Origin of the sequence: Mesorhizobium sp. M1227 (assembly GCF_040318315.1) — a bacterium.
Taxonomy (GTDB): domain Bacteria; phylum Pseudomonadota; class Alphaproteobacteria; order Rhizobiales; family Rhizobiaceae; genus Mesorhizobium.
Map to the genome: position 1 here is coordinate 1 of NZ_JAMYLZ010000061.1, position 15,805 is coordinate 15,805.

Below are 15,805 nucleotides of genomic sequence, written 5' to 3' on the forward strand. Positions count from 1 at the left end.
TGGCGCCACATCGGCCACCTCGTTGAAACGATCGAGGCAACCGAATGCAACAACTACTTCGCAAACGCCGGCTACGCTTCCATCAAAACGTGAAAGGCTCTAGTCTAAGCGTCAAGCCCCGCTGCCTTGGCTCGCGCCAGGAGCCGTTCGGCGAGCTTGAGATGCGGCCGATCGTACATCTTGCCGTCGATGCCGACGACGCCTGGATTTCCTGCCGCCTCGAACGCCTCGACGATCGCCAGGGCGCTTTTCACCGCTTGCGCCGAAGGCGTGAAGGCGGCGTTGATGGCCGGCACCTGCGCCGGATGGATCGCCATCTTGCCGGTGAAACCGTCGCGCTCGGCCTCGGCGCATTCGGCCTCGAAGCCGGCCATGTCGCGAAAATCCGGAAAGACGGTGTCGATTGCCGCGACTTCCGCGGCACTTGCGGCAAGCATGGTCATGGTGCGGGCGAGGCGGAACACATCCGTGTAGCGGCCGTTCCCGTCGCGCGTCGCGCGTGCGCCGATTGCCGCCGACAGATCTTCCGCCCCCCAGGTGACGCCGACAAGCCGCGCGCTTGCCTTGGCGTAGGTTGCAGCGGCCATTACGCCGGCTGCGGTTTCGGTGATGATCGGCAGGATCCTTATCGCGCCATCCGGCAGGCCGCTTTCGGCTTCGTGCACCCTGAGCTTGGCCGAGAGATGCTGGACATCCAGTCCGCTGTTCGACTTAGGCAGCATGATGCCGTCTGGTTTCACCGGCACGAGCGCCGCCAGATCGTCGTCGGTCAGTCCGGTCGAAAGATCGTTGACGCGAACATAGATCGCGGAGCTGGTCCGGTGCCTGTGCTCGGCGATGAAACGCGCCGCTGTGTCGCGCGCCAACCCCTTGTTCTGCGCAGCAATCGAATCCTCGAGGTCGACGATGACCACGTCGGCGCCTACGCCAAAGCCCTTCTCCAGCTTCTTTTCCGAATCGCCGGGAACGAAGAGCAGAGAACGCATCGGCTATGCCTTTTTCATCATCATGGCTTGCCTCGTGCATTTGGCAACCAGCACGTCGTTCTGGTTATAGGCGCGATGCTCGAGCTCGACGATGCCGCGGTCCGGCTTCGACCTGGATTCGCGCACCGAAACCACCGTGGTCTCGACGCGAATGGTGTCGCCATGGAAGACGGGGTGCGGAAACACCGTCTCCCTCATGCCGAGATTGGCGATGGTGGTGCCGACGGTGATGTCGTTGACTGAAATGCCAATCATCAGGCCCAGTGTGAACAGCGAATTGACCAGCGGTTTGCCCCATTCGCTCTTCGCCGCGAAGTCGAAATCGATGTGCAGCGGTTGCGGGTTCAGCGTCATCACCGAAAACAGCATGTTGTCGCTTTCGGTCACGGTTTTGCGCAGCGTGTGCGTGAACACTTGGCCGACAGCGAACTCCTCAAGATAAAGCCCGGCCATGGTCGATCTCCTCCGCTGCTTCAGGGTTGATAGGCGTTGCATATCGCGCTCGCAAGCCAGTTAACGAACATGGTGAACCGTTCGTAAACCATTTGTGCCTACGGTCTCCACCAGGGTCAGAAGCGTTCTGGCAAGGGGCGTAAGCAGGCGACATGGTCGTTTCGCATTTCCTGAAATGGATCCATACGGCGAAGGTGTCGGAGCGTGCTGCGGCGGCAAGCGCGCTGGCTCGCGCCTATGTCGACTCGGACCTGCCTTTCGAGGACCGCTGCGCTGCGGAGGCGGCGCTGACGCTTCTGCTCGACGACGCATCGTCGAAGGTGCGACTGGCAATCGCCGACGCGCTTTCCATGAGCCACCACGCGCCGCCGCAGATCGTCAGCGCGCTGGCGTCGGACCAGCCCGAGGTGGCCGCTTTGGTACTGGCGCGCTCGCCGCTGCTCACCGATGCCGACCTGATCGATCGGGTTGCCGGCGGCCAGAAAGCGACGCAGAAGGTGATCGCCGACCGACCGCGTGTCTCGATGTCGGTTGCGGCGGCGATCGCCGAGATCGGTGAGCCGGAGGCTTGCACCACGCTGCTCGCCAACAGCGGCGCCGATATCGCATCCGTCAGCTTTCGCCGCATGGCCGAGCGGCACGGCCATCTGCCTCTGGTGCGCGAGGCGCTGATCGCCGACACCCGGCTGCCCGCCGATTGCCGGCATATGCTGCTGGTCAAGCTCGGGGAGATGCTCAAGGGGTCGCCGCTGGTGCTGGCGCTGATGGGCGCCGCCAGGGCCGAGCGCGTCACGCGCGATGCTTGCATCAAGGCTTCGGTGACGCTGATCGAAGGCACGCGGACAGAGGAACATACCGCACTTGTCGAACATCTGCGCCTGCGCGGCGACCTGACCGCAAGCTTCGTCGTCCGCACCATTGCGCACGGCAAGGTCGACTTCTTTGGTTCGGCGCTGGTCGCGCTCAGCCAACAGTCCGAACAACGGGTGAGAGCACTGCTGGCCGGCGGCCATGACGTGGCTCTGCAGGCACTGTTCCGCAGCGCCGGGCTTGCCGCCGCCACCCACGCCATCATTCTGCGCGCGCTGAAGGTCTGGCGCGAGGTCGCCAACGGCAAACGCCTCGCCGGCGTCCAGGAAGTCAGTTGGCTGATGCTGAAGGAATTGGGCGGACAGTCCGCAGAAGGCGATCTCGCCGGGCTGGTCAAATCGATCCATCTCGACGCGCTGCGCGAGAACGCACGCGGGCACGCGCTGGCGATCGCCGCTGCCTAAACCCGGTCCTTCGCGAAAAAATCCGGAAAATCCTCGATCGCGGCGGCAATGATGCGCAGCGAGGCGGCGATCTGCAGCATTTCGGCCGCGACGCTGCGCTCCGCGATGCCTGCTGCATACTGCCTGGCGACTGCGACGGTCGCCGTCTGCGGCTCGCCGGGACGCCTGAACAGCAGTTCGCGTGCCAGACCGCGCAGGAAATTGGCGATGGAAAGTGCTGTTTCAGGCGGGATCGCGGAACTTTGCTGCGCGTTGCGCAGCCGTAGGATTTCGAGGCCGACGGTAACCGCAGCTATGCCGCCGCCGAGAACCGCGTCGCCTTTCTTGCCGGCGTTCTGCAGCAGTGGCATCAACTGGTTGATCCGGTCGTAGGCAAGGCTTTCGAAGGCCGATCGCCGCGGCAGGCGGTCGTGCAGGCAAAGGCGTGCAAGATCTTCGCGCATGGTTTGCAGGATGCGGTTGACTGTAACCCAAGGGTCGGCGGGCAGCACGATGGCGAAGACGCCGATCGCCAGAAGAATGCCGACCAGGACCGATGCCGAATTGGCGAGGAACGGAAACGGATCGTAGGTCATCGCCTGATGTGGGCTGAGGAAGGCGAGGAAATTGATGGCAAAGGCCGTTGCCACGCCGACATACCGCGGATTGGCCATGCCCAGTGCTGCTGGTACCAGGATCGGCACGACAAAGACCATGAACCATCCGAAGCCTGGCAAAGCCGGAAGCGCCAACTGGCCGATGAGAAACGCAAAGGGCAGGGCGAGCAACGTGCCCTCGAAGAAGTTCCATGCCGACCGGATCGGATCGGGGCGAGCCGCGAACAGGCTGGAGACGACGGCGACCAGAATGACCGTGCCCGTCGCGTCCGACCATTTCGTCGCCAGCCAGAAGCCGGCGACCAGAAGCGTGGCGATTGCTGCGCGCACGGCATTGCGCGATGCCGCACGGTAATCGCGGTGCACCACCAGCGCCGGCTGCCGCCGTTCGCGACTGGCACGAGACGGGGGATAGCGGAGTGCATCCAGGCCGCGCAGCACTTGCTGCATGGCCTCGGCGAAGTCGGCGGCAATGGTTAGGCGGGTGACAGTGCCAGCCCAGTCAATGTCTTGCCCGGCCGCGACGTCAGGCATCTGTCGCGCCTTGCCGGCGATTGCGTCGAGCCGCGCCACCCAGGGCGCCGTATCGTCCAGCGCGCCCGGCTTGGCTACCAGTTCGCCGACAACGGCCTGCAACTCGGCGCGAACGGGGATGAGGGCTGCATTCTTCGGCGCGGCGTGGGCATGCAGCGCACGCGCCGCCGACAGGGCCGACAGAAGCTGGCCGATGGTACGCCGGACCGGATAGGCGCGGGTGGCGAGGCTCGGCCCTTCCAGCCTTGCGTAGGTGCGCATCTCGCCGAGCGTCTGGACATCGCCGATCAGCTTGCGGTGCAGCCCGGCAAGCTTTTCCGCATCGCCGCCGGAAAAAGCGCCGTCCGCATAGGCCGCCAGGTCGAGAATGCTGCGTTTCAGTCTTGAGATGATGGCGTCGGCGGCCAGTTTCGGCAGGATCAGCCGGCTGGTCAGCGCAGCGCAGACGATACCAAGCACGATTTCCGCGCAGCGCGCCACGGCGAGATCGATGACGAGGTGCGGCTGGCCGAAAGCCGGCAGGCCGATGATCATCGCGGTGTAGCCGGCAAGCGCCGCGCCATAGGCTTCCGGATTGCGTAGCAGCGACGAGACCAGCGAGCAGATGCCGATCCAGACGGCAAGAACTGCAACCAGCAACCACGGGTTGGCATCGAAAAGAGTGGTAATGCCGATCGCCGCCAGCGCGCCGGCAAGCGTGCCGAGGAGACGATAAAACCCCTTCGCCAGCACCATGCCGGCGACCGGCTGTGCGACGATGAACACCGTCATCATCGCCCATTGCGGGTGGTCGAGCTTCAGCGCATAGGCGGCCAATATCGCGATGAGGCCGGCCGAAACGGTGCGCAGGGCAAAGATCCAGTCCGAACGCGTCGGCCGCGTCAGGCCAGCGATCCGCGTGCCGATATCGTCCTTCAGCCGCGCCCAGGTCAAGTGCTCGTCTCCAGCTCAGAAGGCCAAGCTAGCGGCGGGAGCTCAGATATCCAGCACTTCCGTCTCGGCGAATTCCGCGCGTTCCTGGATGAAGCGGAAACGGGCCTCGGGCTTGGTCCCCATCAATGCGTCGACCGCATCCTTGGTCGCCGCCTCGGCATCGATAACGTCGACCCTGAGCAGCGTGCGCTTTTTCGGGTCCATGGTGGTTTCCTTGAGCTGGGCAGCCATCATTTCGCCCAGCCCCTTGAAGCGGCCGATTTCGACCTTGCCGCGCCCGGTGAATTCGGTGCGCAGGAGTTCGTCCTTGTGCGCATCGTTGCGGGCATAGGCGACCTTGCCGCCTTGCCGGATCGAATAAAGCGGCGGCACCGCCAGATAGAGATGGCCGCCGCGGACCAGGCTCGGCATCTCCTGGTAGAAAAAGGTGATCAGCAACGAGGCGATATGGGCGCCGTCGACGTCGGCATCGGTCATGATGATGACCCGGTCGTAACGCAGGTCCTCGTCGCGATATCTCGAGCGCGTGCCGCAACCAAGCGCCTGGATGAGGTCGGATATCTGCTGGTTGGCGGCAAGCTTGTCGTTGCCGGCGCTGGCGACGTTGAGGATCTTGCCGCGCAGGGGCAGCACCGCCTGGCTGGCGCGGTCGCGCGCCTGCTTTGCCGAACCGCCGGCCGAATCGCCCTCGACGATGAACAACTCGGCACCGGCGGCGGCATTCTGCGTGCAGTCGGCGAGCTTGCCGGGCAGGCGCAGCTTGCGCACCGCACTCTTGCGCGACACTTCCTTTTCCTGGCGGCGGCGCACCCGCTCGTCGGCGCGCGCGATCACCCATTCGAGCAGTTTCGAAGCCTCCTGCGGATTGTCGGCCAGCCAGTGGTCGAACGGGTCGCGGATGGCGCTTTCGACGATGCGGATCGCCTCGATCGTCGCCAGCCTGTCCTTGGTCTGGCCGACGAATTCCGGTTCGCGGATGAACACCGACAGCATGCCCGCCGCCGAGATCATCACATCCTCGGAAGTGACGATCGAGGCGCGCTTGTTGCCGACCAGGTCGGCATAAGCGCGCAAGCCGCGCGTCAGGACGTTGCGGAAGCCGGCCTCATGCGTGCCGCCTTCGGCGGTCGGAATGGTGTTGCAATAGGAATTGATAAAACCGTCGCCGCCGAACCAGGTTACCGCCCATTCGAGCGAACCGTGGCCACCCTGCTTCTCGCTCTTACCGGCAAACATTTCACGGGTCACCTGGAATTCATCGCCGAGCGAGGCTTTCAGATAATCCTTGAGGCCGCCCGGAAAATGGAATTCTGCCTTGGCCGGCGTCGTGTCCTTTTCCCTGATCAGCGACGGGTCGCAGGTCCAGCGGATTTCGACACCGCCGAACAGATAAGCCTTTGACCGCGCCATGCGGTAGAGCCGCGTCGGCTCGAAAGCAGCGCCCTTGCCGAAAATCTGCTCGTCTGGATGGAAGCGGATCTTCGTGCCGCGGCGGTTGTGCACCTCGCCGAGCTGCTCCAGGCCGGTCACAGGAATGCCGCGCGAGAACTTTTGCCGATAAAGTTTCCTTCCCAGCGCCACCTCGACCTCGAGATGGTCGGACAGCGCGTTGACCACGGAAACGCCGACACCGTGCAGGCCGCCGGACGTCTCGTAAACCTTGCTGTCGAACTTGCCGCCTGAATGCAGCGTCGTCATGATGAGTTCGAGCGCCGGCTTCTTGAATTTCGGGTGCGGATCGACCGGAATGCCGCGGCCGTTGTCGGTGACGGACAGGTATCCGTCGGCGGAAAGCTCGACATCGATGAAGGTCGCATGGCCGGCGACCGCCTCGTCCATCGAATTGTCGATGACCTCGGCGAACAGATGGTGCATCGCCTTGTCGTCGGTGCCGCCAATGTACATGCCCGGGCGGCGGCGCACCGGTTCCAGCCCCTCCAGCACTTCGATGTCGGCGGCACTATAGCTCTCGCTGGCGTCGCGGGGCGCCGGCCGCTTCGCCGCCTGCACCAGCGGGTCGGCCGGGCGCGCGGCGGCGCGAGCCGGTTGCGGCTGCTTGTCCAATTTGGCGAAAAGATCGTTATTGTCGTCCATGCCGGTCCTGGATTCCGATGCTGCGAATCACCACCCGATACTGCCACGCTTTTGGCGGGCAGGCGACGGAGGTTCCTGTTACGTTCGAGGATAGGGCCTCTTACTGCAAAACCATTCGACAACCAAGCGGCGGAAATGGGGTCGAGGGTGGAGCATCGACGCTTTGTAAACCCTGTCCGAAGGTTACGCCGCAAGATTGGCTGAAAAAACGGTATTTGCGGACTGTCGCTGACCTATAATGCAGCGAAACCCTCAAGAGGCTGTCGCTTAAGCATGTTGGATTACAGTTCGCTCCTGCTCGCGGCGGCGCTGTCGGGCACGTGCCTTAGCATCACCATGTTTGCGATCTGGTTCAGCGCGCCAAAGGCACGCTTTGTGCTGACGGTGGCCTGCGGCATTCTCGTGCTGGTCGCACATGTCGTGTTGTTCTGGCATTACACCAGGGATCCAAGCGCCTGGCTTTGCCAGATCGTGCTTGTGCTTCTCAGCCTCGGCTTCCTGATCATCTGCCTGTCGGCCATGCAATACCTCGGCATAGGCGACTACAGGCGAGCCATCTTGCCGACCTTGGTTGCGATGGCCGTCTGCGCGGGCGCGACGTATCTCGGGTTTGATGGTGTCGGCTTTATTGTCACCTACGCGACGGTAACGGCGCTGCTCTCGCTCATCGGGGCGATGTTCTGGATTGAGGGTGGTCACGATCGCCGGATATTGCTGGTCGTCTCGTTCCTGAGCGGCGTCTGTGCCCTGTCGTTCGGACTTTGCGGCGCGGTCCTGCTGGTCACGGGCCAATGGGTGCTGGGTGTAGCACCGGACAATTGGGCCGAGCGGGTGAATTCCGTCGTGGCCGTCGCCTGCATGACCGGGCTCGGCGCATTGACGCTCTCCCTGCACCATTTGCAGGCGCAGATCGAACTGAAGGCCGAGACGATGACCGATCCATTGACCGGGCTGATGAACCGGCGGGCGTTGACGGCACTCTACGGCGAGCGGGTCTTCGGTCCGTTCATGTCCGTTGCCATGTTCGACCTTGACCATTTCAAGAGGACGAACGACGTATTCGGTCACCCGGTCGGCGACCAGGTTCTGTGCCGCTTTGCCGCCGTCATCAGGAAATACGCCCGGACCGGCGTCGACGCCTTCCGGTTGGGCGGCGAGGAATTCGTGCTCGTCATGTCGCGGATGACGGAAGAGAAGGCCTATGACATTGCGAGCAAGATCAGCGTCGCCTTCGGCACGGAAGTCGTGGCCACCCAACTCGGTCCGTTGCGAAGCACAGTCAGCGGCGGCATCGGCTTTGGCGGAACAAACGGCACCGGTCTCGACGATGTGCTGGCCGAAGCCGACGCAGCACTCTATGCGGCAAAGCGCGCCGGGCGAAATCGCGTCGTCGTCCGGGACCGGGCGAGCAAGGCCGACGGGCCGGCCTTGCGTTCTGCCTGATTGAGGTTTTCTATCTTCTTGTTAGACCCATGATCTTGTCCGAAAACCGGATTCCACTTTTCGGGATCATGATCTATTCCGCCGCACCCAGATATTCCGACAGCGGCGGGCAGGAGCAGACAAGGTTGCGGTCGCCGGCGACATTGTCGATGCGCGACACCGGCGGCCAGTATTTTGCCGCCGTGTCGGCATCGCCGGCGGGGTAGGCCGCCTCCAGGCGCGAATAGGGATGGGTCCACTGGCCGGCCAACGCCTCGGCGGCGGTGTGCGGCGCATTGACTAGAGGATTGTCGGCCAACGGCCATTCGCCCTTCGCCACCTTGGCTGCCTCGCCGGCTATGGCGATCATCGCCTCGCAGAAGCGATCCAGCTCGCGCTTGGGCTCGGACTCGGTCGGCTCCACCATCAGTGTGCCGGCCACCGGGAACGACATGGTCGGTGCATGGAAGCCATAGTCGATCAGCCGCTTGGCGATATCGTCGACGCTGATGCCGGCGCTGTCCTTGAGCACGCGGGTGTCGAGGATGCATTCATGCGCAACGCGTCCGTTGCGCCCTTTGTAAAGCAGGGGGAAATGCTCGCCGAGCCGCGTCGCCACATAGTTGGCGGAGATGATCGCCGTCTCGGTCGCCTGCTTCAGGCCGGAAGCGCCCATCATGCGGATATACATCCAGGTGATCGGCAGGATGGAGGCACTGCCGAACGGTGCCGCCGCCACGGCATGGGCCGAGCCTTCGGTGACGTGGCCGGGCAGATATGGCTTCAGGTGCGCCTTGACGCCGATCGGGCCGACACCGGGGCCGCCGCCGCCATGCGGGATGCAGAAGGTCTTGTGCAGGTTCATGTGGCAGACATCGGCGCCGATATCGCCGGGACGGGCGAGGCCGACCAGCGCGTTGAGGTTGGCGCCGTCGAAATAGACCTGGCCGCCATGGCTGTGGACGAGGGCACAAAGGTCGCGCGCGCCTTCCTCGAAGACGCCATGCGTCGAAGGATAGGTGAACATCAGCGCCGCAAGATTGTGCGCATGCTCGGCCGTCTTGGCCTGCAGGTCTTCCATGTCGATATTGCCGTCCTCGGTGCAGCGCACGACGACGACGCTCATGCCGGCCATGGCAGCACTTGCCGGATTGGTGCCATGCGCCGAGGACGGGATCAGGCAGACGGTGCGATGGCCTTCGCCGCGCGACAGATGATAGCCGCGAATGGCGAGCAGCCCGGCATATTCGCCCTGGCTGCCGGCATTGGGCTGCAGGGTCACCGCGTCGAAGCCGGTGATCTCGGCCAGCCAGCCTTCCAGCTGGTCGATCATGGCGCGATAGCCTATCGAATGGTTTGCCGGCGCGAAGGGATGCAGGTTGGCGACATCAGGCCAGCTCACCGGCATCATTTCGGCGGCGGCGTTGAGCTTCATGGTGCAGGAGCCGAGCGGGATCATGGCGCGGTCGAGCGCCAGGTCCTTGTCGGCCAGCCGGCGCAGGAAGCGCATCATGTCGGTTTCCGAGTGGTTTTCGCGGAAGACGGGCTGGGTGAGGAACTCCTTGCCGCGCATTTTTCCGGGCATGGAACTGCCGGCGGCAACGCCGGCCTTGGCGCCGAAAAGCGCTGCGATCGCCTCCAGATCGGCTTCGGTGGAGGTCTCGTCGAAGCTGATGCCGACATGGTCGGTGTCGATGACGCGCAGCAGCCGGCCGGTCTTTTCTGCGGCGGCGGCAATCGCGCCGGCTCTGCCCTTCACTTTCACGGTCACAGTGTCGAAGCGGCTGTCGCCGAGCACCGAAACGCCCGCTGCCTTGAGGCCGGCAGCCAGGCGGTTGGCCAGCGTGTGGACGCGGCCGGCAATCGCCTGCAGCCCGGCAGGGCCATGCCAGATCGCGTAGGCCGTCGCCATATTGGCGAGCAGCGCCTGTGCGGTGCAGATGTTGGACGTCGCCTTGTCGCGGCGGATATGCTGTTCGCGTGTCTGCAAAGCGAGGCGATAACCAGGACGGCCCTTGCTATCCGTCGACTGGCCAACGAGCCGGCCGGGCATCAGCCGCGTCAGCCTGTCGGAGACGGCGCAATAGGCGGCGTGCGGCCCGCCAAAGCCCATCGGCACGCCAAAACGCTGCATCGGGCCGACGGCGATGTCGGCGCCAAGCCTGGCCGGCGCATCGGTCAGCGTCAGGCCAAGCGGGTCGGCGATGAAGACGACCAGCGCGCCGGCAGCACGGGCCCTGTCGATCGCTGCCTTGTGGTCGCCGTAGACGCCGAATGTATCGGGCCAGGAGACCAGCAGGGCGGCGGTGTTGTCGTCGATCACCTCGCCGTCGACCTCGATGCCGAGCGGCTCGGCGCGGGTGCGCACGACGTCCAGCGTCTGCGGGTGCGGCGTGCCGGCCAGTGCCACCTTGGTGCGCTTGTCGCGATGATGGCGCAGCGCGATGCCAACCGCTTCGGCCACCGCCGTCGCCTCGTCGAGCAGCGAGGCCGATGCCACCGGCAGGCCGGTCAGTTCCGTCACCAGTGTCTGGAAGTTGAACAGCATCTCCAGCCGGCCCTGACTGATCTCGGCTTGGTAAGGCGTGTAAGCCGTATACCAGGCCGGGTTCTCGAACAGGTAGCGCTGGATCACCGGCGGCACGTGGACGCCATGATACCCGGCACCGATGAAGCTCTTCTGCACCGTGTTCTTTGCCATCGTCGCCGCGAGCTCGGCCAGCGCTTCCGCTTCGCTTGCGGGCGCGGGCAGGGCCAGCGGCCGGTCGAGCCGGATCGACTTCGGCACTGCCTGGCTGATCAGGGTCTCGACCGAAGGAACGCCGATCGTCGCCAGCATGGCTCTGACGTCATGGAGGCCCGGGCCGATATGGCGAGCCGAGAAGGGGTAGGGTGCTGCGGTCATCTTCCTGGTCCTGCTATCAACCAATATGGGCTTTGTAAGCGGCTTCATCGAGGAGTCCGTCGAGTTGGCGCTCATTGGCCAGCTTCATCTTCCACAACCAGCCGTCGCCGGTTGCCGCCGAATTGACGAGTGAAGGATCCGATGACAGCGAGGTGTTGGCCTCGGTGATCTCGCCGTCGACCGGCGCGTAGACGTCCGATGCGGCCTTGACCGATTCGACCACCACGGCGGTGTCGCCCTTGGCCAGCTTCTTCCCCGGCTCCGGCAGTTCGACGAAGACGAGATCGCCGAGCTGCTGCTGCGCGTAATCGGTGATGCCGACCGTGGCGATGCCGCCCTCGACGCGCAGCCATTCGTGATCTTCGGTGAAATAGGTCTTTGCCATTGAAATCATCCTTTGCGGTAGCGATGGGGCGTGAAGGGCAAGGGGTGGATGTCGACCGGGATTTTCGTCCCGCGGACATCGGCGAACAGTTTTGCGCCGGATTTGGCAAGCGGCGTCTGGACGTAGCCCATGGCGACCGGATGACCGGCCGAGGGGCCGAAGCCGCCTGAGGTGACATGGCCGGCAGGGTTGCCGTCAGCATCGAAAAGGGCAGCACCGGCGCGCACCGGCTGGCGGCCTTCCGGCTTCAGGCCGACGCGTTTTTGCGCCGGACCACGCTCCAGGATGGCGCGCAGCGCATCGGCGCCGATGAAGGCGCCAGAGGCGCGAACCTCCTTGGGGATGGCCCACATCAGCCCGGCGCTGGCCGGATCGATCTCCGGCGTGATGTCCAGCCCGTGCAGGCACAGTCCGGCTTCGAGCCGCAGGCTGTCGCGGGCGGCAAGGCCGACCCACATCACCCGCTCGTCCTCGAGCAGCCTGGCGACGAGGTTTCTTGCATCCGCTTCCGGCAGGCCGATCTCGAAGCCGTCTTCGCCGGTATAGCCGGACCGGCTCATGAACCATTTTTCGCGCGGCTCGATGCCGTGCATGAACACCAGCGAACCGGTCTCGATGCCGGCGCGGGAAAGGGCAGCCCACGCCTCGGGGCCCTGTATGGCCAGGAAGACGCGGTCGAGCGCATCCACTTTTACATCGAAATCGCCCTCTGCATCGAAATTTTTGGCCAGTGCGCGCAGATGCTTTTCGTCGGCGGCGGCGTTGCCGGCATTGGCGACCATCATGAAGCGCTCGGCGCCGAGCCTGGTGACGATCAGATCGTCCAGAATGCCGGCCGCCTCATTGAGGAAGAACGTGTATTTGGACTGGGAAACCTCAAGTGCGCCGGCATCGAACGGGCAGGCGCGGTTCAGAAGCGCTGCTGCCCCCGTACCGCTGATTTCGAACAGCTTCATGTGCGAGATGTCGAACAGGCCGGCATGCTCACGGCTGTGCAGGTGCTCCTTCATCACGCCGGCCGGATAGGTCAGCGGCATCGACCAGCCGGCGAAGGCGCCAAAGCGCGCACCAGCTGCCATGTGCAGATCTTCGAGGGGAAGGTGTTTGGTATCGTCGCCCGTCATGTCATCTCCAGAGTCGCACGCAAGCGGCCGCGAATGGCGACCAGTCCGTGCCCCTCTGTCTGAAGCCTGAGAGACTCGCGCCCCGTAACTCTGTCGGCAGCGCTTACACCTTCGGCGCGGGGGCAAGCCCCGACTTTCCAGAGTGTCTTTCCCGTCTACGGTTCTTTTGCCTGAGAGATTTCGGGCGATTTCCCCTTCGGCGGCAGCTCTCGCTGCTCTCTCCCACAAACAGGTAGGACTCGGTCAGGAGCCCTCGACTCGTCATCCATAGCCCGTGGACGACACCTTGTCACCTGCCGGCGACATTTTTACGCCAAGTCTTCTGCGGGCCTTCTTTACAGGCAAGCCTTCGCTAACCACGCCGCTTGCCGGTTTCTCAAGACCTTGCCGATATACCGCATAAGGGCCGGCAATTACCGGCGGCGGGCGGGGAACAAAATGGGCGAATTGATCATGAGCGCGCCGGTGGCCGGGCTGACCTCGAAAAATCGGATCACGGCGGAAGACGTGGTCATGCTGCGCGGCGAAGTGTTCGGCGACGGCGTGGTAACGCGCGGCGAGGCCGAGGCGCTGTTTGCGCTGGATGCAACGGCGAGGGACAAATGCGCAGAATGGCTTGAGTTTTTCGTCGAGGCCGTCACCGATTTCATCGTCCACCAGGAAAAGCCGGCGGGCTATGTTTCGCAGGACAATGCCGACTGGCTGATCCGGACGATTTCGCGCGACGGCATGGTCGACAGCCAGACCGAACTCGAGCTGCTGGTGCATGTGCTGGAAGTTGCCAAATCATCGCCGAGCACGCTTTCCAGCTATGCGCTGGAGCAGGTCGCTCATGCGGTCGTGGACGGCAAGGGGCCGCTGATGACCGGCGGCAGGCTTATCCCTGGGTCGATTGCCAAGGCTGAGGTCGAGCTGTTGCGCCGCATCCTTTACGCCTATGGCGGCGATGGCAACATCGCCATTAGCCGCGCCGAGGCCGAGGTACTGTTCAAGATCAACGAGCGGACAGCGGCGGCCGACAACGATCCGTCCTGGAACGATCTGTTCGTCAAGGCGATCGCCAATTTCGTCATGTGTTCGGCCGGCTACGAACCGCCGGTGCGCGACGTGGCGCTGCGCCGGGATTCGTTCTTCGAACAGGCCGATCCGGAAATCGGCGGGTTCTTCAGCCGCATGGTATCGGGCGGCCTGTCCGGCATCATGGAAGCCTATCGCTCACCCGGCGATATCGAAGCCGAGTGGGAGTCCAAGAACAAGGCAGCCGAGGCTCTGGCCCGCCGCGCCGAGACGGTCGATGCCGGCGAGGCCAAATGGCTCGCTGAACACATCGGCGACCGGCCGCTGCAGGAGAACGAGCGCGCGCTGCTGACGTTAATCAAGCACGCCTCGCCGGAAATCCACCCGGCGCTGAAGCCGCTGATCGACAAGGTCGCATAAGCAGTCGCGCGACGCTATTGTTTGGCGGGCTCCGGCCTGGCGCTGGTGTCGAAGCGCGACATCCATTTGAAGCTGCCGAACCAGTAGCGGCGCACGCCGCCTATGGTGCCGTCGGCGGTGCGCGCGCCGATCCAGTTGTTGACGTATTGGATGAGGCGGACATCGTCCGGGCGCATCGCAAACGCTTCCGGCGTCCGCAACAGCGGGCCGCCCACCATCGTCAACTTCGCGTCATAGAGCCTGGCGGCCATCTGCGGCGTCGGCGACGTCGCGACCATCGCCTGTGCGTCGCCGCCGATGATCGCGGCGAAAACATCTGAGGTATTGTCGAAAGACAGGATGGTCGCCTTGGGAAAAGCTTCCTTCGCGGCGGCTTCATCGGTGGAATTGGACAGCACGGCGATCTTATATCCCGGCGCCGCCACTGCCTTTCCCGGCCTTTTCCCAAGGCTGGCGATCGTCGCAACCATACGGATATCGGCGGTACCGGTCTGGTTGGAGAATACCACCTCGCGTGCGCGTTCCGGCGTGCTGGCGTAGCCCGCCGCGATCATGTCGAAATCACCCTTGAGCAGTCTTGTCTTAAGGTCGTTCCAGGGCACCTCGACCAGCTTCAGGTCGACGCCGAGATCAGACGCCAGCGCACTGGTCAGGTCGACATCATAGCCGGCGAACTTGCCGTCGGCCTTCTTGAGGATCCATGGCGGGTTGAGCGCCACGCCGACCGTCAGTGTCTTCTGGTCGATGATGCGCTTGAGGCTGTCGTCCGCCCGGGCTGGCAGCAGCGACAAAGCCAACCAGGCAGAAAGGGCAAGTATAGTTGTGGCGATCATCTTAGCGCGCATTAATATAACCTCGCTGAGCCCGTCCGGTTGTCAGATTTACACAGAGGTGCCATTCTGTCGATAGCGGACCCTGATGGAGAGTTGCGATGTCGGCACGGATGGCGGTTACCGGTTCGATGATGTTCCTGGTTTGCCTCCTGGGCAATCCGGCGAAGCTTTCGCTGCTGCCGGCGGCAGCGCAGGCTGCGGGGGCAAAACGCGTGGTCTGCTCCAGCGCCGACTACCGCTATTCCTATTGCGGGGTCGATACGCGCCGCGGCGTGCAGTTGACCTCCAGGCTGTCGAAGGCGCGTTGCGTATACGGTAGAAGCTGGGGCTATGACGGCGGCGGCATCTGGGTCGACAATGGTTGCTCGGCCGAATTCGCAGTCGCCGGCCCCAACCGCAATCCCTCTGCTGGCGACGTCGCCGCAGCCATTATCGTCGGCGGCGTGGTAGGCGCCATTCTCGACAACGGCAATTCGCATCGCCATCATTCCGATAATTACTATCCGAAGCCCCGCCCGCGCCGTTACGACCAATGGATCGATCCGACGCCGCAATTCGACAATCAGGGCAACCCCAACTTCGATACCCACGGCAACTACCAGGGACCGCATGGGCTGGGCAAGCTTGTCACCCCTGACGACAATCCTGACCTGAATCCGGCCCTGCGCAGCGACGGCGACGACAGCGACGACGACAGTTAGATGAAGCTTAGGTCAGGTTTCGGTCGATAGTGTTGAAGAAGTCGGCGATGAAGCCGTGGATCCACTCGCACCGAAGCGTCTTGATTAAGGTCGACGCGACCTCCTCGCCTTAAGTGGCTCGGACGTTT

The 15,805-nt window shown here is 63.8% G+C and carries 12 protein-coding genes and 1 riboswitch; of the genes, 4 read left to right on the forward strand and 8 right to left on the reverse strand.

Annotated elements, in window-relative coordinates; translation table 11 throughout:
- Nucleotides 1–104: 104 nt before the first annotated feature.
- Both NKH28_RS32795 and NKH28_RS32800 read right to left on the reverse strand, forming a co-directional pair.
- The gene (locus NKH28_RS32795) at nt 105–986 is read right to left on the reverse strand and encodes an HpcH/HpaI aldolase/citrate lyase family protein (protein WP_352981311.1); all 882 of its coding nucleotides are present in this window, start codon (nt 984–986) and stop codon (nt 105–107) included.
- 3 nt (nt 987–989) lie between these two features.
- Nucleotides 990–1,481, reverse strand: coding sequence for a MaoC family dehydratase (locus NKH28_RS32800; protein WP_502906696.1), 492 nt, complete (start codon nt 1,479–1,481; stop codon nt 990–992).
- Nucleotides 1,482–1,591: 110 nt separating this feature from the next.
- Here NKH28_RS32800 and NKH28_RS32805 point away from each other — a divergent pair, with 110 nt between their 5' ends.
- Nucleotides 1,592–2,713, forward strand: coding sequence for a DUF2336 domain-containing protein (locus NKH28_RS32805; RefSeq protein WP_352816772.1), 1,122 nt, complete (start codon nt 1,592–1,594; stop codon nt 2,711–2,713).
- Here NKH28_RS32805 and NKH28_RS32810 read toward each other — a convergent pair.
- Nucleotides 2,710–4,776, reverse strand: a complete 2,067-nt coding sequence (locus NKH28_RS32810) for an FUSC family protein (protein WP_352981313.1) — start codon at nt 4,774–4,776, stop codon at nt 2,710–2,712. The two genes, NKH28_RS32805 and NKH28_RS32810, sit on opposite strands and share 4 nt — an antisense overlap.
- A 42-nt stretch (nt 4,777–4,818) precedes the next feature.
- Nucleotides 4,819–6,870: a DNA topoisomerase IV subunit B gene (gene parE / locus NKH28_RS32815; RefSeq protein WP_352614050.1), complete on the reverse strand. Its 2,052-nt coding sequence runs from the start codon at nt 6,868–6,870 to the stop codon at nt 4,819–4,821.
- A gap of 273 nt (nt 6,871–7,143) precedes the next feature.
- Between parE and NKH28_RS32820 the strand changes: the two genes are divergently transcribed.
- Nucleotides 7,144–8,313, forward strand: coding sequence for a GGDEF domain-containing protein (locus tag NKH28_RS32820; protein WP_352925359.1), 1,170 nt, complete (start codon nt 7,144–7,146; stop codon nt 8,311–8,313).
- Nucleotides 8,314–8,386: 73 nt separating this feature from the next.
- Here the strand turns inward: NKH28_RS32820 and gcvP are convergent, their stop codons facing one another.
- From gcvP to gcvT, 3 genes are read right to left on the reverse strand one after another with little or no spacing between them, the layout of a single operon-like run.
- Entirely contained in the window at nt 8,387–11,197 is a 2,811-nt protein-coding gene (gene gcvP / locus NKH28_RS32825) for an aminomethyl-transferring glycine dehydrogenase (RefSeq protein WP_352981314.1), read from the reverse strand.
- 16 nt (nt 11,198–11,213) lie between these two features.
- On the reverse strand, nt 11,214–11,582 hold the full coding sequence (gcvH, locus tag NKH28_RS32830; protein ID WP_352451343.1) for a glycine cleavage system protein GcvH: 369 nt from the start codon (nt 11,580–11,582) through the stop codon (nt 11,214–11,216).
- 5 nt (nt 11,583–11,587) lie between these two features.
- On the reverse strand, nt 11,588–12,706 hold the full coding sequence (gene gcvT / locus NKH28_RS32835; protein ID WP_352473893.1) for a glycine cleavage system aminomethyltransferase GcvT: 1,119 nt from the start codon (nt 12,704–12,706) through the stop codon (nt 11,588–11,590).
- A 148-nt stretch (nt 12,707–12,854) separates the two neighbouring features.
- Nucleotides 12,855–12,941: riboswitch (glycine riboswitch) on the reverse strand.
- A 203-nt stretch (nt 12,942–13,144) separates the two neighbouring features.
- On the opposite strand from gcvT, the gene NKH28_RS32840 reads away from it, so the two are divergent.
- Nucleotides 13,145–14,143 (forward strand): hypothetical protein, encoded by a 999-nt coding sequence (locus tag NKH28_RS32840; RefSeq protein WP_352819178.1) that lies wholly within the window; start codon nt 13,145–13,147, stop codon nt 14,141–14,143.
- Between the two features lie 14 nt (nt 14,144–14,157).
- Here NKH28_RS32840 and NKH28_RS32845 read toward each other — a convergent pair whose 3' ends face one another.
- Nucleotides 14,158–14,988 carry a transporter substrate-binding domain-containing protein gene (locus NKH28_RS32845; protein ID WP_352819180.1) on the reverse strand — a complete coding sequence of 277 codons (831 nt, stop codon included), beginning with the start codon at nt 14,986–14,988 and terminating at the stop codon, nt 14,158–14,160.
- Between the two features lie 86 nt (nt 14,989–15,074).
- On the opposite strand from NKH28_RS32845, the gene NKH28_RS32850 reads away from it, so the two are divergent.
- Nucleotides 15,075–15,677 carry a DUF3011 domain-containing protein gene (locus NKH28_RS32850; protein WP_352614055.1) on the forward strand — a complete coding sequence of 201 codons (603 nt, stop codon included), beginning with the start codon at nt 15,075–15,077 and terminating at the stop codon, nt 15,675–15,677.
- Nucleotides 15,678–15,805: the final 128 nt, after the last annotated feature.

Coding starts and splice junctions, on each gene's coding strand:
- NKH28_RS32795 (WP_352981311.1), bottom strand. CDS start 986: ATGCGTTCTCTGCTCTTCGTTCCCGGCGATTCGGAAAAGAAGCTGGAG.
- NKH28_RS32800 (WP_502906696.1), bottom strand. CDS start 1,481: ATGCAACGCCTATCAACCCTGAAGCAGCGGAGGAGATCGACCATGGCC.
- NKH28_RS32805 (WP_352816772.1), top strand. CDS start 1,592: ATGGTCGTTTCGCATTTCCTGAAATGGATCCATACGGCGAAGGTGTCG.
- parE (WP_352614050.1), bottom strand. CDS start 6,870: ATGGACGACAATAACGATCTTTTCGCCAAATTGGACAAGCAGCCGCAA.
- NKH28_RS32820 (WP_352925359.1), top strand. CDS start 7,144: ATGTTGGATTACAGTTCGCTCCTGCTCGCGGCGGCGCTGTCGGGCACG.
- gcvP (WP_352981314.1), bottom strand. CDS start 11,197: ATGACCGCAGCACCCTACCCCTTCTCGGCTCGCCATATCGGCCCGGGC.
- gcvH (WP_352451343.1), bottom strand. CDS start 11,582: ATGGCAAAGACCTATTTCACCGAAGATCACGAATGGCTGCGCGTCGAG.
- gcvT (WP_352473893.1), bottom strand. CDS start 12,706: ATGACGGGCGACGATACCAAACACCTTCCCCTCGAAGATCTGCACATG.
- NKH28_RS32840 (WP_352819178.1), top strand. CDS start 13,145: ATGGGCGAATTGATCATGAGCGCGCCGGTGGCCGGGCTGACCTCGAAA.
- NKH28_RS32845 (WP_352819180.1), bottom strand. CDS start 14,988: ATGCGCGCTAAGATGATCGCCACAACTATACTTGCCCTTTCTGCCTGG.
- NKH28_RS32850 (WP_352614055.1), top strand. CDS start 15,075: ATGTCGGCACGGATGGCGGTTACCGGTTCGATGATGTTCCTGGTTTGC.